The organism is uncultured Tenacibaculum sp. (assembly GCF_947495995.1).
In the GTDB taxonomy this organism is placed as follows: domain Bacteria; phylum Bacteroidota; class Bacteroidia; order Flavobacteriales; family Flavobacteriaceae; genus Polaribacter.
Window position 1 is genome coordinate 62,772 of sequence record NZ_CANMAX010000006.1, and the last position, 23,883, is coordinate 86,654.

The 23,883-nt window shown below is 30.7% G+C and carries 22 protein-coding genes; 15 read left to right on the plus strand and 7 right to left on the minus strand.

Annotated features, from left to right (window positions below):
• The first annotated feature begins 21 nt into the window (after nt 1-21).
• From Q1A15_RS15400 to Q1A15_RS15425, 6 genes are all read left to right on the plus strand, one after another.
• Nucleotides 22-369, plus strand: coding sequence for a hypothetical protein (locus Q1A15_RS15400; protein ID WP_299625904.1), 348 nt, complete (start codon nt 22-24; stop codon nt 367-369).
• A 134-nt stretch (nt 370-503) separates the two neighbouring features.
• A complete protein-coding gene (locus Q1A15_RS15405; protein WP_299625907.1) occupies nt 504-1,196 on the plus strand; it encodes an ABC transporter ATP-binding protein in 693 nt (230 codons plus the stop codon).
• A gap of 19 nt (nt 1,197-1,215) precedes the next feature.
• On the plus strand, nt 1,216-3,711 hold the full coding sequence (locus Q1A15_RS15410) for a TonB-dependent receptor (protein WP_299625910.1): 2,496 nt from the start codon (nt 1,216-1,218) through the stop codon (nt 3,709-3,711).
• Nucleotides 3,712-3,714: 3 nt separating this feature from the next.
• On the plus strand, nt 3,715-5,163 hold the full coding sequence (locus Q1A15_RS15415) for a DUF3526 domain-containing protein (RefSeq protein ID WP_299625913.1): 1,449 nt from the start codon (nt 3,715-3,717) through the stop codon (nt 5,161-5,163).
• Between the two features lies 1 nt (nt 5,164).
• A complete protein-coding gene (locus tag Q1A15_RS15420; protein ID WP_299625916.1) occupies nt 5,165-6,505 on the plus strand; it encodes a DUF3526 domain-containing protein in 1,341 nt (446 codons plus the stop codon).
• Between the two features lie 6 nt (nt 6,506-6,511).
• Nucleotides 6,512-7,564 carry a M14 family metallopeptidase gene (locus Q1A15_RS15425; RefSeq protein ID WP_299625919.1) on the plus strand — a complete coding sequence of 351 codons (1,053 nt, stop codon included), beginning with the start codon at nt 6,512-6,514 and terminating at the stop codon, nt 7,562-7,564.
• Between the two features lie 5 nt (nt 7,565-7,569).
• Here the strand turns inward: Q1A15_RS15425 and Q1A15_RS15430 are convergent, their stop codons facing one another.
• Nucleotides 7,570-8,601 (minus strand): AI-2E family transporter, encoded by a 1,032-nt coding sequence (locus Q1A15_RS15430; protein ID WP_299625922.1) that lies wholly within the window; start codon nt 8,599-8,601, stop codon nt 7,570-7,572.
• A gap of 186 nt (nt 8,602-8,787) precedes the next feature.
• On the opposite strand from Q1A15_RS15430, the gene Q1A15_RS15435 reads away from it, so the two are divergent.
• Genes Q1A15_RS15435 through Q1A15_RS15445 form a run of 3 tightly spaced genes read left to right on the plus strand, consistent with a single transcriptional unit; the run spans nt 8,788 to nt 9,696 of the window.
• Nucleotides 8,788-9,147, plus strand: coding sequence for a YtxH domain-containing protein (locus tag Q1A15_RS15435; protein WP_299625925.1), 360 nt, complete (start codon nt 8,788-8,790; stop codon nt 9,145-9,147).
• Nucleotides 9,147-9,509 (plus strand): hypothetical protein, encoded by a 363-nt coding sequence (locus Q1A15_RS15440; protein ID WP_299625928.1) that lies wholly within the window; start codon nt 9,147-9,149, stop codon nt 9,507-9,509. Before Q1A15_RS15435 ends, Q1A15_RS15440 begins: the two co-directional genes overlap by 1 nt.
• The gene (locus Q1A15_RS15445) at nt 9,493-9,696 is read left to right on the plus strand and encodes a hypothetical protein (protein WP_299625931.1); all 204 of its coding nucleotides are present in this window, start codon (nt 9,493-9,495) and stop codon (nt 9,694-9,696) included. Before Q1A15_RS15440 ends, Q1A15_RS15445 begins: the two co-directional genes overlap by 17 nt.
• 123 nt (nt 9,697-9,819) lie before the next feature.
• Here the strand turns inward: Q1A15_RS15445 and Q1A15_RS15450 are convergent, their stop codons facing one another.
• The 6 genes from Q1A15_RS15450 to Q1A15_RS15475 are packed head-to-tail and all read right to left on the minus strand — an operon-like array spanning nt 9,820 to nt 15,251.
• Nucleotides 9,820-10,983 carry a sigma-54 dependent transcriptional regulator gene (locus Q1A15_RS15450; RefSeq protein WP_299625934.1) on the minus strand — a complete coding sequence of 388 codons (1,164 nt, stop codon included), beginning with the start codon at nt 10,981-10,983 and terminating at the stop codon, nt 9,820-9,822.
• On the minus strand, nt 10,976-11,593 hold the full coding sequence (locus tag Q1A15_RS15455; protein WP_299625937.1) for a hypothetical protein: 618 nt from the start codon (nt 11,591-11,593) through the stop codon (nt 10,976-10,978). Before Q1A15_RS15455 ends, Q1A15_RS15450 begins: the two co-directional genes overlap by 8 nt.
• Nucleotides 11,594-11,616: 23 nt before the next feature.
• Nucleotides 11,617-12,132, minus strand: coding sequence for a hypothetical protein (locus tag Q1A15_RS15460; RefSeq protein WP_299625940.1), 516 nt, complete (start codon nt 12,130-12,132; stop codon nt 11,617-11,619).
• Nucleotides 12,133-12,154: 22 nt separating this feature from the next.
• Nucleotides 12,155-12,985, minus strand: coding sequence for a mechanosensitive ion channel domain-containing protein (locus tag Q1A15_RS15465; protein WP_299625943.1), 831 nt, complete (start codon nt 12,983-12,985; stop codon nt 12,155-12,157).
• 9 nt (nt 12,986-12,994) lie between these two features.
• A complete protein-coding gene (locus Q1A15_RS15470; protein ID WP_299625946.1) occupies nt 12,995-14,320 on the minus strand; it encodes an ABC transporter permease in 1,326 nt (441 codons plus the stop codon).
• Nucleotide 14,321: 1 nt separating this feature from the next.
• Nucleotides 14,322-15,251: an ABC transporter ATP-binding protein gene (locus Q1A15_RS15475; protein WP_299625949.1), complete on the minus strand. Its 930-nt coding sequence runs from the start codon at nt 15,249-15,251 to the stop codon at nt 14,322-14,324.
• A gap of 471 nt (nt 15,252-15,722) precedes the next feature.
• Here Q1A15_RS15475 and Q1A15_RS15480 point away from each other — a divergent pair, with 471 nt between their 5' ends.
• The 6 genes from Q1A15_RS15480 (at nt 15,723) to Q1A15_RS15505 (ending at nt 23,842) form a co-directional block, all read left to right on the plus strand.
• Nucleotides 15,723-16,181, plus strand: coding sequence for a MarR family transcriptional regulator (locus Q1A15_RS15480; protein ID WP_299625952.1), 459 nt, complete (start codon nt 15,723-15,725; stop codon nt 16,179-16,181).
• Nucleotides 16,182-16,202: 21 nt separating this feature from the next.
• Entirely contained in the window at nt 16,203-18,611 is a 2,409-nt protein-coding gene (locus Q1A15_RS15485; RefSeq protein WP_299625954.1) for a 3-hydroxyacyl-CoA dehydrogenase/enoyl-CoA hydratase family protein, read from the plus strand.
• Between the two features lie 3 nt (nt 18,612-18,614).
• Nucleotides 18,615-19,805 (plus strand): acetyl-CoA C-acyltransferase, encoded by a 1,191-nt coding sequence (locus Q1A15_RS15490; RefSeq protein ID WP_299625958.1) that lies wholly within the window; start codon nt 18,615-18,617, stop codon nt 19,803-19,805.
• Between the two features lie 27 nt (nt 19,806-19,832).
• Nucleotides 19,833-21,644 (plus strand): acyl-CoA dehydrogenase family protein, encoded by a 1,812-nt coding sequence (locus tag Q1A15_RS15495; RefSeq protein WP_299625961.1) that lies wholly within the window; start codon nt 19,833-19,835, stop codon nt 21,642-21,644.
• Nucleotides 21,645-21,812: 168 nt separating this feature from the next.
• Nucleotides 21,813-22,949: an AraC family transcriptional regulator gene (locus tag Q1A15_RS15500; RefSeq protein ID WP_299625964.1), complete on the plus strand. Its 1,137-nt coding sequence runs from the start codon at nt 21,813-21,815 to the stop codon at nt 22,947-22,949.
• A 50-nt stretch (nt 22,950-22,999) separates the two neighbouring features.
• On the plus strand, nt 23,000-23,842 hold the full coding sequence (locus tag Q1A15_RS15505) for a type II CAAX endopeptidase family protein (RefSeq protein ID WP_299625967.1): 843 nt from the start codon (nt 23,000-23,002) through the stop codon (nt 23,840-23,842).
• Nucleotides 23,843-23,883 lie beyond the last annotated feature (41 nt).

Here is a 23,883-nt window from a genome sequence, read left to right on the forward strand (position 1 = left end):
TGATGCAATAAACCCTTAAAATTGAAAAAACTCCAAAGCATAACAGGTTTCTTTCTGTCTTGTGTTATCTTATTAACACACTTTGTTGTTTTATTTCATACACTTCAGCACCAAAATCATCATGAAATCCATCAGCATTCAGATGATATATCGCATACTGACCAATTACTACAAAACTCTGAGATTGATGAAGATTGTAATATTTGCAAAATTTATGTAGATGTAGATTTCAAAGAAGATCAAATTTTAAATTCAGAATTTTCTCATACTGAATTTTTCAGCAATAAAGTTTCACAAAGAAAAAATTCTTTTACTTCTCTTGTACTTTATTCCAAGCAATCGAGATCACCACCTTTACATACAATTTAGTACTATAACTAATACATAAAGCAACTGCTTTTTATTAGTTAACATGTACTTCTTTTTCAAGCTAGCAAAATAATTGCTACATATCAAAATCTTACTCTGTAAGAATATATCTATTATTTTTTAATACCATCGTTATGTTAGAAGCAAAAAAGCTTAACATGCGCTACAACGATAAAATAGCGCTCAAAGATTTAAGTTTTTCAGTAGCTCCGGGAGAAATCTTTTGTCTATTAGGACAAAACGGAGCTGGTAAAACTACTACAATCAATATTTTTCTTGGTTTATTAGAACCAACATCTGGAGAAGCTTTAATAAATAATTCTTCTATTACTAGTGATTCGTCTATTAGAAGTTCTATTGCATACATTCCTGAAATTGTTCAATTATACGGCAATTTATCAGGATTGGAAAACTTAGATTTTTTTAGTCGTTTAGCTGGTTTTAATTACAATGAAGAAGAACTTTCTCAATATTTAATAAAAGCCAATTTACAACCAGAAGCTTTTAAACAAAAATTAAGTACTTACTCTAAAGGTATGCGACAAAAAGTAGGTATTGCAATTGCATTAGCAAAAAACGCTACTTACATTTTAATGGATGAACCTACATCTGGTTTAGATCCAAAAGCTTCTGTTGAGTTTGCTAATACTTGTAAAGAGTTATCGGCTAACGGAGTTGGGGTTCTTATGGCTACACACGACATTTTTAATGCAGTAAACATTTGTGCTCGAATTGGAATAATGAAAGAGGGAACATTAGTTCATATCGCTGAAACAGAAAATATTTCTGCACAAGAATTACAAGAATTATACATCAAAACAATTTAACCAATATAAATACTAAATAATGAACTTTAGAAAGTTAGTACTTGGAATCTTTGCATTTCTGGTACATGTAAGTTTTTCACAATCTAAAATCACGGGGAAGGTTTTAGATACTGACAATACTCCAATCTTAGGAGCGAACATAATTCTAATTAGTGAAGCACAACAGAAGAAAGGTGTTGCTACTGATTTTGACGGTAACTTTATGATTAACACTAGTAAAAGCGGAACATATACACTTCGTGTCACTTTTGTAGGATTTGAAACAGTGATTAAATCAATTACAATTTCAGAAAATGAAAATCTAGATTTAGGAACGATCATTTTAAAAGATTCTGCTGAGATGTTACAATCAGTAGAAATAATTGGTAGAAAACGAAACGATTATAACAGTGATTACTCTTTTTCAGCAACAAAAATTGCTATAAAAAATAAAGAATTACCTCAAGCTGTTTCTACAGTTACCAAGGAACTTATCTCAGATCGTCAAGCATTTCAATTAACAGAAGCTGTAAAAACAGTAAGTAATGTTTCAGTAACAGGTTTATATAACCATTACAACATTCGTGGTATTACTCAGGCAGATGACGGACAAGTAGTAAATGGTATGCGTACGCGTCAATACTATTTTATTCAACCAATAACCTCACATTTAGAACGTGTAGAAGTAATAAAAGGACCTTCATCTGTTACTTTTTCTAGTGCAGATCCTGGAGGAACTGTAAATATGGTTACTAAAAAACCTTTAAAAGAAAACTACAGAGAGATATCAATGTCTACTGGAAGTTTTGGGACATTAAGAGCAACTGCTGATTTTACTGGACCTTTAAATGAAGAAAAGACTTTATTATACCGTTTCAATACAGCATATCAAGAAGCAGATTCTTTTAGAGATATTGTAAATAGCAATACGTTTTTAGTAACCCCATCACTAAGTTATGTTCCTAATGAAAATACAGCTCTTAATGTTGAAATGATTTACAGCAACGGAGAAGGAAACTTAGATAGAGGTCAGCCTATTTTTACTGCTGTAGGAGCTGATTATGATCCAAGTAGTACACCAATTAGTTTAAATCCAGGTGCTGCAAATGATTTCTATAAAACAAAAGAAATAATGTTCATGGCAAGTTTTAGCAAGAAGTTTACTGAAAACTTTGGATTTAACGCTCAATACATGAAGCAAACTTGGGACGAAGATTTACAAGAACACAGAATTGATGCTTTTAACCAAGCATATGATATTAGTGGAAATGTAGTTCCGAACTTAGCTGCAATGCGTTATGCTGAGAGACAACAATCTTGGAATACAGATAACTTAAGTGCATATTTTAATTATGACATTAAGCATGATAATATCACTAATAAAATTTTAGTTGGTTATGATGCTACTCGTTGGGAAAGAAAAATTGGCGGACAAAATTCTGCTAGAAGATATTTACTAACTGACGGAACTATAGGTAGATTTAGACCAGGAACAAGTGATCCAAACGATTTTCAACAAGAAAACGGTTTATTAGTTCCTGCTGTGCCACACTTTGATTTAACAAATCCTTTTAACGGAATTAGAAATACGAGTAACTATGCACTTTCTCAGTTTCAAATTCCTGCGAACTTAACATCTTCAGATGGAATTTATATTCAGAATCAATTCAAAATAGGAAAGTTCTCAGCTTTAATTAATTTAAGATACGAGTGGTTTTCTGATATTTTTGATTATCAAGGAGATGAGCAAAAATTTACGCAACAAGCTTTTATTCCAAGACTTGGAGCAACGTATGAGGTTACTAAAGACATTAGCGTATACACTACATATTTAGAAGGTTTTCAACCACATACAAATACGGTATCATTATCTCCTTCAGCAGAAGGTTTCTTTTGGGCTGGTTCTCCAGGAAGATTTGATCCTTTAGAAAGTAGTTTAATTGAATTTGGAGCTAAAGGTTCATTCTTAAACGGAAAAGTAAATGCAAACTTTGCTTTATTTGAAGTAACTCAGAAAAACATTTTACTCGGAGATACTTTTGATACAGATAATTTAACTACAAGAGGTGAGCAACGAAGTAGAGGTTTTGAAATGGATGTTTCTGGTTTTGTTACTCCGAATTTCCAAGTTACAGCTTCTTATGGTTATACAGACGCTAAAATTGTAGACGATTCTATCTTAGAATTTATTGGAGAAAGAATTGGAGGTGCTCCAAAGCATAATGCAAATATTTGGGGTCGTTACGACTTTACAAATAAAACCTTAAAAGGAATTGGTATTGGTTTAGGTGCACAATATGTAGATGAAAGATACACTTGGTATAATCCAACGTATTTACCTGAAAGAGCTTTATTACCTCAATACACTGTTTTTGATGCAGCTGTGTATTATAAACCAAATAATACAGGTATTCAATTAACACTTAAGGTGAACAATTTATTTGATAAAACATATTGGTTAGGTGGACTTAATCCATCGAGATTGGCTCCTGGTGCTCCAAGAAATATATTATTAAATGCAACCTATAAATTTTAATAGATGAAGAAACAAGTTGTTATTTTAATAGCAAAACAGTTCTTTAAAAAGACCTTTAACTCTAAAGGTCTTTTAGCTCTATTAGCTATTTTCTTAGTAATTCTTGTTTATGTTACTGTAGATGGCTGGAATGCTTTTGAAGCAAATCATCATACTATCGAACATCATCAAGATAAAGCAAGAAAAAGTTGGGAAGATAATCCAGATAAGCATCCGCATCGTATGGCTCACTTCGGAACTTTTGCCTTTCGAATGCAACATCCGTTACGAATATTTGATTCTGGAATTGAAAGCTATACTGGAAACTCTATTTTCTTAGAAGCACACAGACAAAATACAGCTAACTTTTCTGAAGCAAGTTTATCAACTGGCTTAGTTCGTTTTGGTGATTTAAACATAGCTATGTTACTTCAGTTAATTTTACCGTTAATTATTTTCTTCGTTGGTTACGCTACTATTACTTCAGAAAAAGAAAGCGGAACATTAAAAATCTATTACACTCAAGGTGTAAAGATGAAAGAACTATTATTCGGAAAATCGTTAGGTTTATTTTTAATTGCTGCGTTGTTTTTTATTCCTGCCTTAATAGCACTTTGGAGTATTACTCTAGTAGATGATTTTACTATTGAAAACGGAGCGGTATTAACACGAATTGTTCTTATAACTCTTTGTTATATTTTATTCTACGCTATTTTAAGTTGTATTTCAGTAATTGTATCTGGAAAAAGTGCAAATTCGAATAAAGCTTTGTTGAGTTTATTGGGCGGATGGTTATTATTTTTTATCATTATTCCTAAAACTTCTCAAGTTGTTGGTAATTCGATTTATCCGAACTTATCTAAGATCGAATTTAGAGCTGAAGTTGAAGAAGAAGTTTCAAAAAAAGGTGATAGTCACGATCCTAATGATCCACATTTTAATAGACTTCGTGATTCAATTTTAAAAGTTCACAATGTTACTGATGTAAAAGATTTACCCTTCAATTATAGTGGTTTTCTTATGAGTAAAGGTGAAGAACAAACGGCTTTAATTTATAATCAAGAGCAAGACAAATTAATTCAATCGTATAAAAACCAAAACAGTATCACAAACAGTTTGGTAATTTTCAATCCTTATTTGGCGATTAAAAACTTATCCATGAGTTTATCTGGAACAGACTTTACAACTTATGTAGGATTTTTAAATCAGACTGAAGATTACAGATACAAACAATCACAATATATGAACGAATTACAAATGAAATTCATTAGTAACAAAGCTACAAGTAGCGAAGGTAAAGTTCATGTTGTTGGAAAAGAATACTGGAAATCTGCTCCTAAATTTGAATACAAGTTTTTATCAGTAAGCAAAACAATTCAAAATCAAATCTTGGCTTTAGTAAGTCTTTTTGTTTGGTTAATTGCTTCTTTTATAATTATGATAAAATTTTCTAACCGTTTTAAAATTATCTAAAGTGTATACATTATTAATAAAACAGTTTTTTAGATCGAAAACCGTACTACTTGCCTTTGGAATTTTAATGCTTTTAGGAATTCTTGGTATTAGTACAGGACGACAGTTTCTTAATCAGAAACAAACTACAATTGAAAAAACTACTGAACAACAAAAAAAGCATATCGAAAATCAGGTGCACCTGCACAAAGATGACATCGGATTGTTGTTATACTATTTAAAGTTTTCGTTCATTAATGATTTACAACCTACTGCTGGCTTAGCTATTGGACAAAGTGATGTGAATTCTCATATTCAAAATGTAAAAATTTTAAATCTTGAGGGACAAAAATATGATACTGATTTAGTAAACCCAATGCGTTTGCAAGTGGGAAATTTAGATCTTAGTTTTCTTATTATTTTCTTATTTCCTTTAGTAATTATTGCTTTAAACTTCAATACTCTGTCAGAAGAAGAAGAAAACGGAACTTGGAAAATGGTGACAATTCAAGGTAAATCTACTTTTCAGTATTTACTCATGAAACTATCCATCAGATTACTATTTGTTTCTATTGTTTTGGCAGTTTTATTTTTACTCGCAAAAGTGATTTTAGAAATTCCTTTTTCTGGTGATTTTCTTAACATGATCATCATCAGCTATAGTTATATTCTTTTCTGGTTTGTACTTTGTTTCTTTGTTATCACATTGAGAAAATCATCAAATGCAAATGCAATTACGTTATTAACTAGCTGGTTGGTATTAGTTGTTTTTTTACCAGTATTGGTAAACAATTACATTACTAATAAATTTCCTGTTGGTGAAGCATTAAGTATGACGATAAAGCAACGTGATGAATATCATAAAAGATGGGATACCGACAAGCAAGAAACTATGAAAAAGTTTTATGCGCATTATCCTCAATTTTCAAAATATACTGTTGAAGACAAAGGTTTTTCTTGGGTTTGGTATTATGCAATGCAACAAATGGGAGATGATGAATCTAAGCTAGAACGTACGCAGATGTATAATAAAATTGAAAAGAGAGCTGAATTGAGTAGAAAAATTGCTCAGTTTTTCCCGCCTTTACAAGTGCAATTATCTATGAATACAATTGCAAACACAAGTTTAGCACAGCATGTAAAGTTTTTGAACGCTACTTCTGATTTTCATGAAAGAAAACGTTTGGACTTCTATCCTAGAATTTTTGAGAATGAAAGCGTAAATTCTGTTGATTGGAAAAACTATAAACCAGAGTTTTTTAAAGCAGAAAACAACTTTAGCTTAATAAAAACGATTATTCCAATTCTTTTATTAACCTTAATTTTGTTAGGCTCAAGTCTTTTTATACACTTCAGAAAATAAATCAAAATGAAATATTTAATTGGTATTCTATGTTTTTTGTGCACTAACGCATTGTTTAGTCAGTTTTCTTTTCAAGGAGAAACTATCACGGCTGGAACAAAGAAACATTTTAAGATTCCTATTTCAGATAAAAATCATAATACATTTATTCCAATAACTGTTTTCTGTGGAATAGAAAAAGGACCTACTTTAGGAATAACCGCTGGTGTTCATGGTTATGAATATCCACCAATTATAGCAGGACAACGATTGATTAAAAGTATAGATCCTAAAACTTTGAAAGGAATCGTAATTTTAGTTCAAATTGCTAATGTTGGTAGTTTTTCAAATAGATCTCCGTTTGTAAACGCTCTGGATAAAAAAAACTTAAATAGAACTTTTCCAGGAGACGCTAACGGTACTGTTACTGAAAAGATTGCTGATTTCATCACCAAAAATGTAATTGCAAAATCAGATTTTTTTCTTGATGTTCATGCTGGAGATGCTTCAGAAGATTTAATGCCTTATTCGGCTTATTACTCTAATAAATCAATGAATTCAGCATCTTCCGCTGGAAGAAAAATGGCGGAAGCATTACTTTTTGATCATATCGTTATTTTTAATACTGACGGAAAAGATTATGTAAAAAAAGATAAGCCTAGTTTATATTGCTCTGCGGAGGCTTTTAAAAGAAATATTCCTTCAGTAGACATTGAATGTGGACGATTAGGAATGGTTGAAAATGCAGCTGTCCTTAACATAGAAAAAGGTATACTGAATATGTTATTGCATTTAAACATGAGAGTTAGCTTAGAAAAGTCAATTCAGAAAAATTCATATTTATTTATTGAAGATCGCACTTATCAGAGTAGTTCTTATGATGGAATCTTTTATCCTGTAAAGAAATCTGGAGATTATATTGCAGAAGGAATGACCATTGGAAAAGTAACCGATTATTTCGGTAAAACACTCGAAACGATCTACGCTAAAGCTGATGGTATAATTCTGCTAACTATAGGAACTCCACCTGTAAATAAAGGAGAAACATTATTAGTTATTGGAAATGTAAAAAAACATTAAAAGCCTTAATCAATTAAGGCTTTTTCTTTTTCCTCTAAATATCCTTTTATATAAATCTCTTTTATCAGGAACAATAGTATTGCCATAACTGGTGTAGCTAATATTAAACCTAAATATCCTGTAAATATTCCTAAAACGATTTGAGCAATTAAAATTAAAGCCATTGGAAAAGATATAGCTTCTCTTTGTATTAGTGGTGTAATTATATTACTCTCTAAAATTTGTATTCCTGTATATAATACAAAAACGTATAATACATATTCTTCACCTTTTACAAATGCTATTAACAATGCTGGTATTAATGCTATTATTGGTCCGATATTGGGAATAAAAGCTGATAAAGTTGCTATTATTGCTAACGATAAAGCCAATGGTATTTTTAATAAATACAAACCAATTCCTGTAAAAACACCTACTATTAACATTGACAAAATTTTACCTACCAACCATCTTTGTAAAATAGTACCAATCTTACTTATATGTTTAGATACTGTACTTCTTTTTTCTACGGGAAACAATACTGTCATTCCTTTAACATATACTGAAGGTTCCATAGAAAAAAACAGTCCTAAAATAATTATGATGTAAAAATCACCAAAGAATCCAAAAATAGAGTTAAAGAAAAACTTTATGTTTTTTGTAAAATCTTTATTCTTGGTAGTTTGATTAATTGTATCAGCAATAAAACTTAAAGCTTCATTAGATTTTACTTTTTCTTTTACTTGATTTATCGCTTCTGGCAATTCTATTTTTAAATCTAAAATCTGTTCTGCTACTCTAGGGTAAAGTAAATACAGTAAAAAACTAATTGAAATGAAACTTATGGTAATTACTATTGATGTAATAATTGATTTTTTAAGTTTTGGTATCAGTTCTTTTATTCTATTACTAATACCGTTAAATATTAGTGCTATTAGTACACCTCCTAAAATCAAAAGCAAAATTCTAAAAGAAAAAATTATAAACAACACTAGTAATAATATTAATACTATAACACTTGTTATTTTTATTGTCTTTGATAAAGGATTGGAATTCATATATAAATTGATTAATTACTACTCAAAAGTAACCTCAGAAATTAAAGTTGCTTACCCCTTATGATTTTTTGATTGACTCATTTAAAAATAGTGATTGAGTTAATGTTAATAGCTATTGAGTTAATAAGAAAGCTATTCCGGTTATAATTTTGTAACTGCATTTATTAACATTAAAAAACAATCAATATGAGTAACAACAATAATATTTTAGGAGTACTTTTAGGTGTTGCAGCTGGTGCCGGCTTAGGTATTTTATTTGCTCCTGATAAAGGAAGTAAAACAAGAAAAAAAATAGCCGATAGCGCTATAGCTACTAAAGAAACTATTATAGATGAAGCTAATTCTATAAGCGAAGAACTAAGTAATAAAGCTGAAAGTTTATCTAATAATATTTCTGATTCAATTCATTCGAAAAAAAGCAGCTTAGAAGATAAAATCGAAGAGATTATAAAAGATGCTAGTTACAAAACCGATGATATTATAACCAACTTAGAAGAGAAATTAAAAGTATTAAAAGCTAAGAACAAAAAACTACAAACAAAGTAATGTCTATTTTAAAATCTATAGATACTACATCAGAAAAAGCAGTTCATAAGACTGAAGAGTTTTTAAATCATTCTAAAAAATATTATGAGTTAAAGATTTTTCAAATATTGACATCATCTATTAGCTTAATTTTCAGATTTGCCATTGTAGGTATTTTCTTACTCATTGCTTTTATTTTTTTAGCGGTTTTTGCTTCATCTGCTATTGGAAACTATCTTGATAGTGAGGTTTTAGGATATATAATTGTAGCTCTTATTTTTATTCTTTTTGCTTTTGTAGGATATCTAGGGAAAAATTATATCGAGAATAAAGTAATAGAAAGTTTATCTAAAAAATATTTTGACGATGAAGAAATCTTATAGAAATCAAAAAGAAATAGCGAAAGAACTAAAAAAATTAAAATTACAACGAAAAATAGCTTTTGAAGAAATAAAATTAATTAAGCATGAATTTAAAGAAGATATATCCATAAATAATTGGATCACTACAGCTATAAAAACGATAACTAGAATAGGTGTATTTAATCTAGTAAGAAAAATAGTACGATAACTTCTCTAACAGATTAGAGTAAAATAAAAAAGAAGAGCTAAGCTCTTCTTTTTTATTTTATTGTGTTTACTGAAGTTTTTATATTATCCTAATAATTTCAGAAATTCTTCAGCATCTCATAAATTATTTACTCGCAAATAAATTAATATCATTTGCCGATACTGTTTTTTCTCCTAAAATAATTAAACGCTCAACTACATTGCGTAACTCACGAATATTACCTGTCCAATCGTATTCTTGTAAAAGCTTGATTGCTTCATCTGAAAATTCCTTTTTAGGATTTCCTTGTTCTTTAGCAATCTTATCTGCAAAGAAATTAACTAATGCAGGTATATCTTCTCTCCTATCGTTTAATGCAGGAACTTTAATTAAAATAACAGCTAGTCTATGGTATAAATCTTCACGGAAACGGCCTTCTTCTATTTCCTTTTTTAAATCTTTGTTAGTTGCCGCTAAAACTCGAACATTAACTTTAATATCTTTATCTGAACCAACTCTAGAAATTCTATTTTCTTGTAAAGCTCTTAACACTTTTGCTTGTGCAGATAAACTCATATCTCCAATTTCATCTAAGAAAATAGTTCCGCCATTTGCTGCTTCAAACTTACCTGCTCTATCTTTATTTGCTCCAGTAAAACTTCCTTTTACATGACCAAACAATTCACTTTCTATCAATTCAGACGGAATAGCCGCACAGTTAACTTCAATCATTGGTGCTTTAGATCTATCCGACTTTTCATGTAACCAATGTGCTACCAATTCTTTTCCAGTTCCATTCGGACCAGTAATTAAAACTCTAGCATCTGTAGCTGCTACTTTTTCAATAATATCTTTAATATGAGTAATAGCATCACTATCGCCTATCATCTCATAATTCTTGCTTACCTTCTTTTTTAAACGTTTGTTTTCTACAACAAGTTCTTTTCTATCTAGTGCATTACGAACTGTATTTAATAAACGATTTAAATCTGGCGGTTTAGAAATATAATCAAAAGCTCCTAAACGCATTGTATTTACTGCGGTATCTAAGTCACCATGACCAGAAATCATTACCATTGGTATTTCTGGTTTAATTTTTTTAGCTTTTTCTAATACCTCAACACCATCCATTTTTGGCATTTTAATATCACAAAGTACAAGATCGTAATCGTTATTTTTTATCAGTTCAATTCCTGCTAAACCATCTTCAGCCTCTTCAACTTGATAACTATCACTTTCTTCTGATATAATTTTTTTTAGTACTCGACGAATTGCAGCTTCGTCTTCTATAATTAATATTTTAGACATATAGTATGTTTTTATTCAGTATGCTTAAAATTTCTGTTTTATTTTCTTGAAAATACGGTTCTTCGTACTTAACAAAAAGAAATTTATCGTTTTTCTTTTTAAACCTAATCAAAGACTGTTCCTCAATTAAAGAAAACTCTATAAAATCTTCCCACAAGTAGTCTTCAAAGTAATTTCCTTTAGTAACTAAACCTTGCTTTGTATAATAGAAAATGCGATTATCATGTATCCCAAAACTAATAAGCTGGGTTAAAGAAATTATAAAGTAAGCATAATGATTGGTTGTGGAATCAGAAAAGAAATCACTAAAATCATTAGGTTTAAACTCTAGTAAATAGTCATATTTTATAAATAAGTATAATAGAATAATTGCAACGATAAAAATTAGAAAATCCCAAAATTTTGATCTAAATAATTCAATTTTACCTAATGATATTCTATTCTTATTTCCAAAATAAATCATGAGTAATTCATATAGTTTAACTACTATTAGAGCAATAACTAAGAATAAAAAAAACTCAATAGATAATTGAAAATCAATTGCGTTGAACAAAAAAAATAACCCAAAACAAACTAATAATAATGCACTTAATACTTTTCTTATTTTCATTAATTTTTGATAATTATAACTTTTTAGAAATTTGTCATTTCTAATATTTTATTTTCTCCTTCTTTAAGCTCAAAATGTCTCATAATACCTCCTCCTCCATCAAAAATCATAAAAGCAACTATATAGTATTTACCCGGAGGTAAGTTTGTATATTCAAAAGTTCCGTCTGCATTACATGTCATTTTTTTTGTATCGTGATATCCCTTAGGATCTGGAGTAAACTTTGGAATTCCATCTCCCGCAAATACAAAATCGGCTTTTTTATCCTTGTAAATATGAGATAATCGTTCTTCAGAATATCGTGTATAAGGCATTAACTCTACACTGAACTCTTCTCCGAAACGAATGGCTCCTTCTTTGGGTTTAAATTTTGCTATTCCTTTTATTGTGGCTGTTCCTTTATTTTTAAACCATGTTACCTTTTCCGTTTCAAATGAACTTTTAATTTCAATTATTTCTTTTTCTTTTGTTTCTTTTTTTACTTGATTACAACTTGTAATTAATATTGAAAAGATTAAAAAGTAACATTGAAATTTCATCTTATTAAATTTATAAGGTTAATTATTCTGGCTTGGTATATAAATGAACATCTCTTTGTGGGAATGGGATATTTATATTGTGTTCTCTAAACAATTCTTCAATTCTGAATCTTAAATCACTTTGAATAATAGCTAATTGAAAACTATTATGAATAGTAAAAATGATTTCAAAATCGAGTGAACTATCTCCAAAATCTTTAAATAAAACTACTGGTTCTGGACTTTTAAGAATATTTTGATGTTCATTAGCTGTTTGTAACAATAGCTTTTTTACTAACTGAACATCTGTTCCGTAAGCTACACCAACATTTACTGAACTTTTAGTTTTACTTCCGTTTTGTGTCCAATTGTATAAGCTATTTTTTAAATACAAATGGTTAGGAATTACTAAAACTTTGTTTTCTATGGTAACTGCTCTAGTGGTTCTTAGTTTGATATCTATTACTCTACCTACTTTTCCATCAATTTCAATATAGTCACCAACATGAACACTTTGATCCATAATAATAAAAATCCCAGAGATTATATCTTGAAAAAAAGTTTGGAGTGCCAAACCAACACCAATTAATAACGCAGTAGAAGCAGCAAAAACAGCAGTTATTTGTACTCCTGAACTTTGTAACGTTATTAAAAAGATTATAATATATAACAACCATTTTCCGAAAGAGAAGACAGTATCAAACTTATTCTTGTCCTGAGCCTGTAACTTTCCTTTTACATATCGCTTAAAGATTTTTAAAAGGAATGAAGCAAGAAAAATCACTGTCCCAAGAATGAGCAGTGATTTTACGCTGATGCTTATATGATCGTTATAATGAAATGTATAATTTAATATCTTATTAAGTTCTTTCATTTAGATTGTTTAAGAACTATAACGAATCCATTTCCATAAATCCTTATAGTTTGCTTTTTTACCATACATTAGAATTCCTACTCTATAGATTTTAGCAGCAATCCAAACTGCACTCATAAATGTAAGAATTAATATTAATAATGATACTAAAATTTCCCACCAAGCTACTCCAAACGGAATACGCATTAACATTACGATTGGTGAAGTAAATGGAATGTATGAGAAAATTACAGATATTGGTCCGTGTGGATCGTTAATTACAGTAAAGAAACCAACATATACACCTAATATTAAAGGTAACATTATTGGAGTCATAAACTGTTGTGAATCTGTTTCACTATCTACTGCTGCTCCAATAGCTGCAAATAAAGAACTGTATAACATGTATCCTCCGAAGAAATAGAAAATAAACAACACAAACATTTTAAGTAATGGTAAATCTAAAACTCCTTGAATTATTTTTTCAAATTTACTCATATCCGCAGCTTGTTTAATAGCTTCCATTTGTTCTGCAGAAACTTGAGCCGATTGCATATCAGAAATATTTATTCCTAAAATCATAGGTAATAATAAACTCAAAACAAAAATGATAATTCCCCAGATAAAAAACTGTAATAGTCCCGCTGAAGCGTTACCAATAATTTTACCTAGCATCAATTGAAATGGCTTTACAGAAGAAACGATTACTTCGATAATTCTACTTGTTTTTTCTTCAATAACACTACGCATTACAGAAGTTCCGTAAATCAACACAAACATAAATAGTAAATATCCCGCTGCACCTCCAGCGATGATACTTGCCACGTTTTTTGCTTTTGATGACTTTTCTCCAGAGAAATTAAACATTTTAATATCTGCTGAAATTCTAGATTTTTTAATTTTATCTAAATCTATTCCGAAACTGGTGAGTTTTAAATTCTTGAGCTTAGATTCTACCTTGCCTTCTATATTTCCCATTACGGTTAAACTTGGTGAATCTTTAGAATAGAATTCAATTGACTTAGCTATTGTTTCTAAACTATCCTTTTTAGGTATATATATAGCTCCGTAATAATTTCCTTTCTCTACTTTCTTTTTGGTTTCTTCTATACCTAGTTTTGTATAATCTTCAAATTGAACTGTTTTAGAATCTTTGAATACACCATCAGAAAAAACACCCGATTCATCAACAAAAACAATCTTTTTTACTTTCTCATCATTTTTCTTTGTTAAAAAGAACACCAATGCTCCCATTCCTACCATTAAAAATGGACTTAAGAATGTCATAATAATAAATGATCTGTTTTTTACCTTGGCAATAAACTCGCGCTTAATTATTAGTTTTAATTTCTTCATCTTAGTTCGTTTTGTTTATTGTTTGAATAAAAATATCGTTAGCACTTGGTACCAATTCAACAAAATGATTTACTTCTCCTTTAGAAGTTAAAAATGACAATAAATCGTTAGCAGTATTATCGTTTTTAAGTTTCACGTTTAATTTCACCCCATCATTTAATGATTTAAAATCTGCTGGTGAAACTTCAAAATTCTGACTTAATTGTTGTTGAATTTCATTCGGATTGTCTGTTTTCAATCCAACTTCAAAAACATTAGTTCTGTATTCACGTTTAATATCGCTTAATTTTCCATCAAGAATTTTATTTGATTTATTAATTAAAGCAATGTAATCACACATTTCTTCTACACTTTCCATTCTGTGTGTAGAAAATATAATTGTTGCGCCTTCGTCTCTTAATTGTAAAATCTCTTTAGCAATTAATTGTGCGTTAATTGGATCAAATCCTGAAAAAGGTTCATCAAAAATTAAAAGCTTTGGTTGATGCAAAACAGTAACGATAAACTGTACTTTTTGAGCCATACCTTTCGATAACTCTTCTATTTTCTTATTCCACCAAGCAGTGATATCAAACTTTTCGAACCAATATTTTAATCTCTTTTTTGCTTCAGTTTTACTCATTCCTTTTAATTGAGCTAAATACAAAGCTTGATCTCCCACTTTCATCGATTTATATAATCCTCTTTCTTCTGGCAGATAACCAATTTGTTCGATATGATGCGGAGCAAGTTTTTCACCATCTAAAATTACTTCACCACTATCTGGCATTGTAATCTGATTAATAATTCTAATAAGTGAAGTTTTTCCTGCACCATTAGGACCTAAAAGTCCGAATACACTTCCTTTGGGAATATGCATTGAAACATTATTTAATGCAGTATAATCTCCATAGCGCTTTACCACATTATTTATTTCTAATAAATTACTCATTGATTTTTGGTTATTTGATTATAGCTTGATCTAGTATACATCACAAACTTACACACTTTTAAGAGTATTAGTATGAGAATAAAACAATATGTTACATTATTTTATTTTTTCATTACTTATTTTAAAGTTAATATAATTATTCAGTAATAAATATCAACTGCTGTAAAAAGAAGATAAAACTTGAAATATTTTATTTTCATCTCTATTGAAAATTATAATTTCTCTGTGAAAACTTCATCAACACAAACATTAAAATTGAATTCGATTTAAGCAAACTTACTTGTAGAACCCGTTACTGGTCAATTCCGTCACTTTCCCAAAAAACTGATAATCTCTTAAAAATATTGAAGTTATAATCCCATAATCTCAATTTCTGATATTAATTAATCGTTAAAATTTATTATGCATGCATAATTTTTTCTCAATTTACTATGCATGCATAATAAATTTTTATATCTTTGAAACTGTTATATGGATAAAAGTAAATCAATAGATCATCAATTACGTGCTACATGGCAAGCTGTAGCTAAGATGTATAATGAACAAGCCTCTAAACATGATAGTACGATGGCCATGGCTTTTGTATTATTAAATATTGATTACGAAGAAGGAACTCCTTCTACTTCTCTTGGACCAATGATGGGAATGGAACCTACTAGTCTTTCTAGAATTTTAAAATCAATGGAAGACAAAGGTTTAATTACAAGAACAAAAAACCCAGAAGATGGTAGAAGCGTAATTATAAAGTTAACTGAGTTCGGTAAAGAAAAACGTGAAATATCTAAAGGTCATGTTTATCAGTTCAACAACAAAGTAAGAGAGCGCTTAACAGATAAAGAAATTCAAAGTTTTTTTAAAGTAACAGAAATTATAAACAAGCTTATAGCTGAAAAAAAGATATACGGTGATATATCTTCTCAGGCTGTATAAAAATTCAAACCTATATAAGTAATGAGCAAAAGAAGAATTAAAAAGGTAGCGATTATTGGATCAGGTATCATGGGATCTGGTATCGCTTGTCACTTTGCTAACATCGGTGTTGATGTATTACTTTTGGACATTGTACCAAGAGAATTAACAGACAAAGAGAAAGCAAAAGGATTAACTCTAGAAGATAAAGTTGTTCGTAATCGTTTAGTAAACGATGCTTTAACGGCTTCACTAAAATCTAAACCGTCCCCTATCTACAACAAAAAGTTTGCTGATAGAATTACTACAGGTAATATTGATGACGATTTACATTTAATCAAAGATGTTGATTGGGTAATGGAAGTTGTTGTTGAACGTTTAGACATTAAACAAAGTGTATTCGAAAAAGTAGAAAAATATCGTACTCCTGGTACTATTATTTCTTCAAATACTTCTGGTATTCCTATCAAATTCATGAATGAAGGAAGAAGCGAAGATTTCAGAAAACACTTTGCGGTAACTCACTTCTTTAACCCACCTCGTTACTTAAAATTATTCGAAGTTGTTCCTGGACCAGATTGTAAGCAAGAAGTTACTGACTTCTTAATGGAATATGGAGATAAGTTCTTAGGAAAAACTTCTGTATTAGCTAAAGATACTCCTGCTTTTATTGGAAACCGTATTGGAATTTTCGGAATCCAATCGTTATTCCACCAAGTAAAAGAATTAGGTTTAACAGTAGAAGAAGTTGATAAATTAACAGGACCAGTAATCGGTCGTCCAAAATCAGCTACTTTCCGTACTGTAGATGTTGTAGGTTTAGATACATTAGTACACGTTGCTAATGGAATTTATGATAATTGTCCAGACGACGAAGCTCACGACTTATTTAAATTACCAGATTTCATCAACACAATGATGGAAAATAAATGGTTAGGTAGTAAAACAAAACAAGGTTTCTACAAGAAGTCTGTAAATGCTGAAGGAAAGAAAGAAATCTTAACGTTAGATTTAGATACGATGGAATATCGTTCTAAAAAGCGTGCTAAGTTTGCTACTCTTGAATTAACTAAAACTATAGATAAGCCAATTGATCGTTTTAAAGTATTAGTTGGTGGTAAAGATAAAGCTGGAGAATTCTACCGTAAGAACTTTGCTGCAATGTTTGCTTATGTTCAAAATAGAATTCCAGAAATTTCTGACGAATTATATAGAATTGATGATGCCATGAAAGCTGGTTTCGGTTGGGAAAATGGACCATTCGAAATTTGGGATGCTGTTGGAGTTGAGAAAGGTATCGAATTAATGAAAGCTGAAGGAAAAGAGCCTGCTGCTTGGGTTACTGAAATGGTAGCAAAAGGAGAAACTGCTTTCTATACTGTAAAAGATGGAGCTACATATTATTATGATGTAAATGAAAAAGCTCAGGTTAAAAAGCCTGGTCAAGATGCATTTATCATCTTAGATAACATTAGAAAATCTAAAGAAGTATTCAAAAACTCTGGTGTTGTAATTGAAGATTTAGGAGACGGTATCTTAAACTGTGAATTCCAATCTAAAATGAACACAATTGGTGGAGATGTTTTAGCTGGATTAAACAAAGCTGTTGACTTAGCTGAAAAAGACTTCGAAGGATTGGTTGTTGGTAACCAAGGAGCAAACTTCTCTGTAGGAGCAAACATCGGAATGATCTTTATGATGGCTGTTGAGCAAGAGTACGATGAATTAAACATGGCTATTAAGTATTTCCAAGATACGATGATGCGTATGCGTTATTCATCTATTCCTGTTATCGCTGCTCCTCACGGAATGGCTTTAGGTGGAGGATGTGAATTATCATTACATGCTGACAAAGTTGTTGCTGCTGCTGAAACATACATGGGATTAGTAGAATTCGGTGTTGGAGTTATCCCTGGTGGAGGTGGTTCTAAAGAAATGACTTTAAGAGCTTCTGATACTTTCCGTAAAGGAGATGTTCAATTAAATGTTCTTCAAGAGTATTTCTTAACTATCGGTATGGCTAAAGTATCTACTTCTGCTTACGAAGCATTTGATTTAGGTTTATTACAACAAGGAAAAGATGTTGTGGTTGTAAACAGAGATCGTCAAATCGCTGAAGCTAAGAAGCATGCATTATTATTAGCTGACGCAGGATATACTCAACCAGTAAACCGTAACGATGTACTAGTTCTTGGTAAACAAGCATTAGGTGCATTTATGGTAGCTACTGATTCTATGCAAGCAAGTAGATTCATTTCAGAACACGATCAAAAGATTGCAAACAAACTAGCTTATGTAATGGCTGGTGGAGATTTATCAGAACCAACAAAAGTTTCTGAACAGTATTTATTAGACGTCGAGCGTGAAGCGTTCTTAAGTCTAACTACAGAACGTAAAACATTAGAGCGTATTCAGCACATGTTAAAAACTGGTAAACCATTAAGAAACTAAACAATGAAAACAGCATATATAGTAAAAGGATATAGAACTGCCGTAGGAAAGTCAAAAAGAGGTGGTTTTAGATTTAAAAGAGCAGATGAATTAGCTGCTGAGACAATTCAACACCTAATGAAAAACCTTCCTGAGTTTGACGTTAAGCGTATTGATGATGTAATTGTGGGAAATGCTATGCCAGAAGGATCTCAAGGATTAAACATGGCTCGTATCATTTCATTAATAGGATTAAATTCTGTTGATGTACCTGGTGTTACTGTAAACCGTTTTTGTTCTTCAGGATTAGAAACTATTGGTATGGCTGTAGCAAAAATTCAATCAGGAATGGCTGAGTGTATTATTGCTGGTGGTGCTGAAAGTATGACTTCTGTACCAATGACTGGTTTCAAACCTGAATTAAATTATAATATCGTAAACGCTGGTCACGAAGATTATTACTGGGGAATGGGAAATACTGCTGAAGCTGTTGCTCAAGAGTATAAAATTTCTCGTGAAGATCAAGATGAGTTTGCTTTAAATTCTCACTTAAAAGCATTAAAAGCACAATCTGAAGATCGTTTTCAAGATCAAATCGTTCCTATCGAAGTAGAAGAAACATATATCGATGGTAAAGGAAAAAAAGCGACACGTAAATTTACTGTAACTAAAGATGAAGGTCCTCGTAAAGGATCTACTATCGAAGGTTTACAAAGATTACGTCCAGTATTTGCTGCTAACGGATCTGTTACTGCTGGTAACTCTTCTCAAACAAGTGATGGAGCTGCTTTCGTAATGGTAATGAGTGAAGATATGGTGAAAGAATTAAACCTTGAACCAATTGCTCGTATGGTAAGTTATGCTGCTGCTGGTGTTCCTCCAAGAATTATGGGAATCGGACCTGTTGCTGCTATTCCAAAAGCATTAAAGCAAGCTGGATTACAACAAAACGATATTGACTTAATTGAGTTAAACGAAGCTTTTGCTTCTCAATCATTAGCTGTAATTAGAGAATTAGGCTTAAATCCAGATATAATCAACGTAAATGGTGGAGCTATTGCTTTAGGTCATCCATTAGGGTGTACAGGAGCGAAGTTATCTGTTCAATTATTCGACGAAATGCGTAAGCGTGAAATGAAGAATAAGTACGGAATGGTAACTATGTGTGTAGGTACTGGACAGGGTGCTGCTGGTATTTTTGAATTCTTAAACTAACGTAACAAAAAATTATAATACAAAAAGATGGCTGAAACATTAAATAAAGACATTTTACGAGGAGGACAGTTCTTAGTAAAAGAAACTCAATGTGAAGATATATTTACTCCTGAAGATTTTACTGAGGAGCAAACAATGATGAGAGATGCGGTTATCGAATTTAACGACCGTGAAATTATTCCTCATAAGACTCGTTTCGAGGCTAAAGATTATGCATTAACTGAAGAAACTATGCGTAAAGCAGGTGAATTAGGTTTCTTAGGTGTTGCTGTTCCTGAAGCTTATGGAGGATTAGGAATGGGATTTGTTTCTACTATGTTAACATGTGATTACATTTCTAGTGGAACTGGATCTTTTAGTACTGCTTTTGGTGCTCACACTGGTATTGGTACTATGCCAATTACTTTATACGGAACAGAAGAGCAAAAGCAAAAATTTGTTCCTGCTTTAGCTATGGGTGAGCGTTTTGGTGCTTACTGTTTAACTGAGCCAGGTGCAGGTTCTGATGCTAACTCTGGTAAGACTACTGCTGAGTTAACTGAAGACGGAAAACATTATAAGATTAACGGACAAAAAATGTGGATTTCTAACGCAGGTTTTGCTGAGGTTTTCATCGTTTTTGCTCGTATCGAAGATGATAAAAATATTACTGGATTTATCTTAGAATATGATAAAGACAATCCTAACGGAGTAACTTTAGGTGAAGAAGAGCACAAATTAGGTATTAGAGCTTCTTCTACACGTCAGGTATTCTTTAACGACACATTAGTTCCAGTTGAAAATATGTTATCTGAGCGTGGTGGTGGATTTAAGATCGCGATGAACGCATTAAACGTTGGTCGTATTAAATTAGCTGCTGCTTGTTTAGATTCTCAAAGAAGAGTTATTACTGAAGCTGTAAAATATGCTAACGAGCGTAAGCAATTTAAAACTCCAATTGGTGAGTTTGGCGCTATCAAATCTAAGTTAGCTGAAATGGCAACTAGCGCTTACGTTGGTGAGTCTGCTTCTTATAGAGCTGCTAAAAACATTGAAGATAGAATCACTATCCGTGAATCTGAAGGAAACACGCATCAAGAAGCTGAATTAAAAGGTGTTGAAGAATATGCTATCGAATGTTCTATCTTAAAAGTTGCAGTTTCTGAAGATATCCAAAACTGTGCTGACGAAGGAATTCAAATCTTTGGGGGTATGGGATTCTCTGAAGAAACTCCAATGGAATCTGCATGGAGAGATGCTCGTATTGCTCGTATCTATGAAGGTACTAACGAAATTAACAGATTACTTTCTGTTGGAATGTTAGTTAAGAAGGCAATGAAAGGTCACGTAGATTTATTAGGACCAGCAACTGCTGTTGGTAATGAATTAATGGGTATTCCTTCTTTCGATGTTCCAGATTTTTCTGAGTTATTCTCTGAAGAAAAAGATTTAATCGGAAGATTAAAGAAAGTATTCTTAATGGTAGCTGGTGCTGCATTACAAAAGTTCGGTCCAGATTTAGAAAAGCACCAACAGTTATTAACTGCTGCTTCTAACATCTTAATCGAAATCTACATGGCAGAATCTGGTATCTTAAGAACTGAGAAAAACGTTAAGCGTTTTGGTGAAGATGCACAAAAAGAGCAAATCGCTATGGCTAAATTATATTTATATAACGCTGTAGAAATTATTACTCAAAGTGCTAGAGAAGGAATCGTTTCTTTCGCTGAAGGTGATGAGCAACGTATGATGTTAATGGGACTTAAGCGTTTCACTAAATATACAAACTACCCTAACGTAGTTGAGTTACGCAATACTATTGCAGAAAAATTAAAAGCAGAAAACAAATACTGCTTCTAACAATATTAGCCTTCGGGCTTAACAATTTCTTCAACTTTTATAGGTTTTAGAATTTAGTTGTTTGTTTAAAGATCACTAATTTTACTTAGTGATCTTTTTTTGTTTTTATATTTTAACAACTTCTTTGAAAAACTATATTTGCTTTAATTTCATTTAAAAACAAACAAATTGCAAGACTTCTTCCTATTTATAATTTATTCTGGAATTACACTAAATCTTTTATTGATTCTTCTTGTTATAAATAGGTTTAAAAAGCAATTTTCAAATCAGATATTAGTATTCATATTAGTATGCTTACTTATTTTGTTTTTAACTTATGCTTCTTCATATATTAAAAGTGATCACATTAGTGCTATAATACTTCCTCTAGGGGCTATTATATATATGGCTTTAGGTCCATTACTCTTAAATTATGTACAAGCCATTTATAGTAAAATCACTATCCAAAAAGTGATTAAAGATTTAATTCCTTTCTTTATTGGATTGCTAACGTTTACATTACCTAGTTATATTCTTAAAGATCCAACAAATGAACAAGGATTTAATTATGCTACTTTAATCTATATAATTCCTTTTTTAGGTTCTATATACTTTATTTACTGTTTGTACAATTGCTATAAAACTTTAAAAAAATACAGAACTACACTTAAAAAAGATTACTCTTTTACAAAAAACATCGATTTAAAATGGTTTTCTATATGGGTGAATGGATTGGTCGTTTTATTAATAATTGATTTGATTTGCGGTGGAATATTATTCGCTTATCCTTCTCTTCAACTGGTACTTTTTATTAATCTTTTGTACTTGACAGGATTAATTTGGTATATGGGATATTATGGATTAAATCAATCTCAAGTTTTTATAACAACTCAAGAAATAGAGAAAACAGAAACTAAAGTAAACAACTCTTCTCCTACTCTAATTCAATCTGATGAGTTTATAGATTTAAAGAAAAAAATAAAGCAATTATTTGAAGAGAATCATATATTTAAACAACAGAATTTAACACTGCGTGAAACAGCATCTACTCTTGAAATTTCAGATAAAAAACTTTCTAATTTTATTAATCAGCATCTAAAAACTAGTTTTTACGATTATATAAATTCATATCGAATTGAACATTTCAAAGAAAGAATTCGTAAAGGTGATTCTAATCAATTAACCTTGCTTGCCATTGCATACGATTCTGGTTTTAATTCTAAAGCAACTTTTAATAGAGTATTTAAAAATTCAGAAGGAATAACTCCTCTTCAGTATAAAAAAAGTATCGAAAAAGGTATCACTGCTTCCAATGAGTCGATTTGATTCTTGTTTATCAGTTGATTTGCTCAAAATTTTAAAAGAGTATCAACTTTATGAACACTACAATTCAATCAAAAACAAAACAGAAATCAGATCTCAAAAAGTCTTTAAATTACATTTTTTTAGTTCTTATTATTTCATGGACGGTAGGTTTTACTACGTATAATTTATTAGATAGTTCATCTGGCATTATCGTTAGAGCTATAGCAGAATTATCAATTGCAATTATGCCTGCTTTGTTAGCCATAATAATTAATAAACGAGAAGGCGGAAATTGGAAATCGCTTAACTTTTTCAAGCCATCTGCCAAAGGAATATTCTTAGCAATCTTCATTCCTTTACTTTATGTAAGTATTGATTTCTTTATTCAAATTTCATTAGGATTTCGAACTAGTCCTGATTGGTCTATTTTAGGAACTTTTCCTAAAAATATAGCGTTACTAATTTTTGGTTATTTAGCTATGACTATATTAGTAATGGGTGAAGAAATTGGATGGAGAGGTTATTTGCAAGACAAACTTTTTAATTCTTATGGGAAGTTTAAAGGTGTTTTTATACTTGGATTTGTATGGGGTATTTGGCATTTACCTGCTGCATTACTTGGTTACAATTTTCAAGATTATCCTTACATAGAAGCTTTTGTTACTTATCCGCTTATATGTATCGCTTCATCAATAATTATTGCATACATCGGATTTAACAAACATTCAATATTTATTGCTGCTTTTTTTCATGCTGCCAACAATCATTTTAAAGTAACGGTATTATCTACTACCAAAGTAATTGACAATTTCAATTTCATGTTGATTAGTAACTTTATTTGTATCGATTTAATTTTAATCTTCGGTTTCTTATACTGGAGAAAAATTAAGAAACAAGAGCAATTAGAAAAATAGCGTTACAAAAAAGCTCAATGAAGATCTCATTGAGCTTTTTA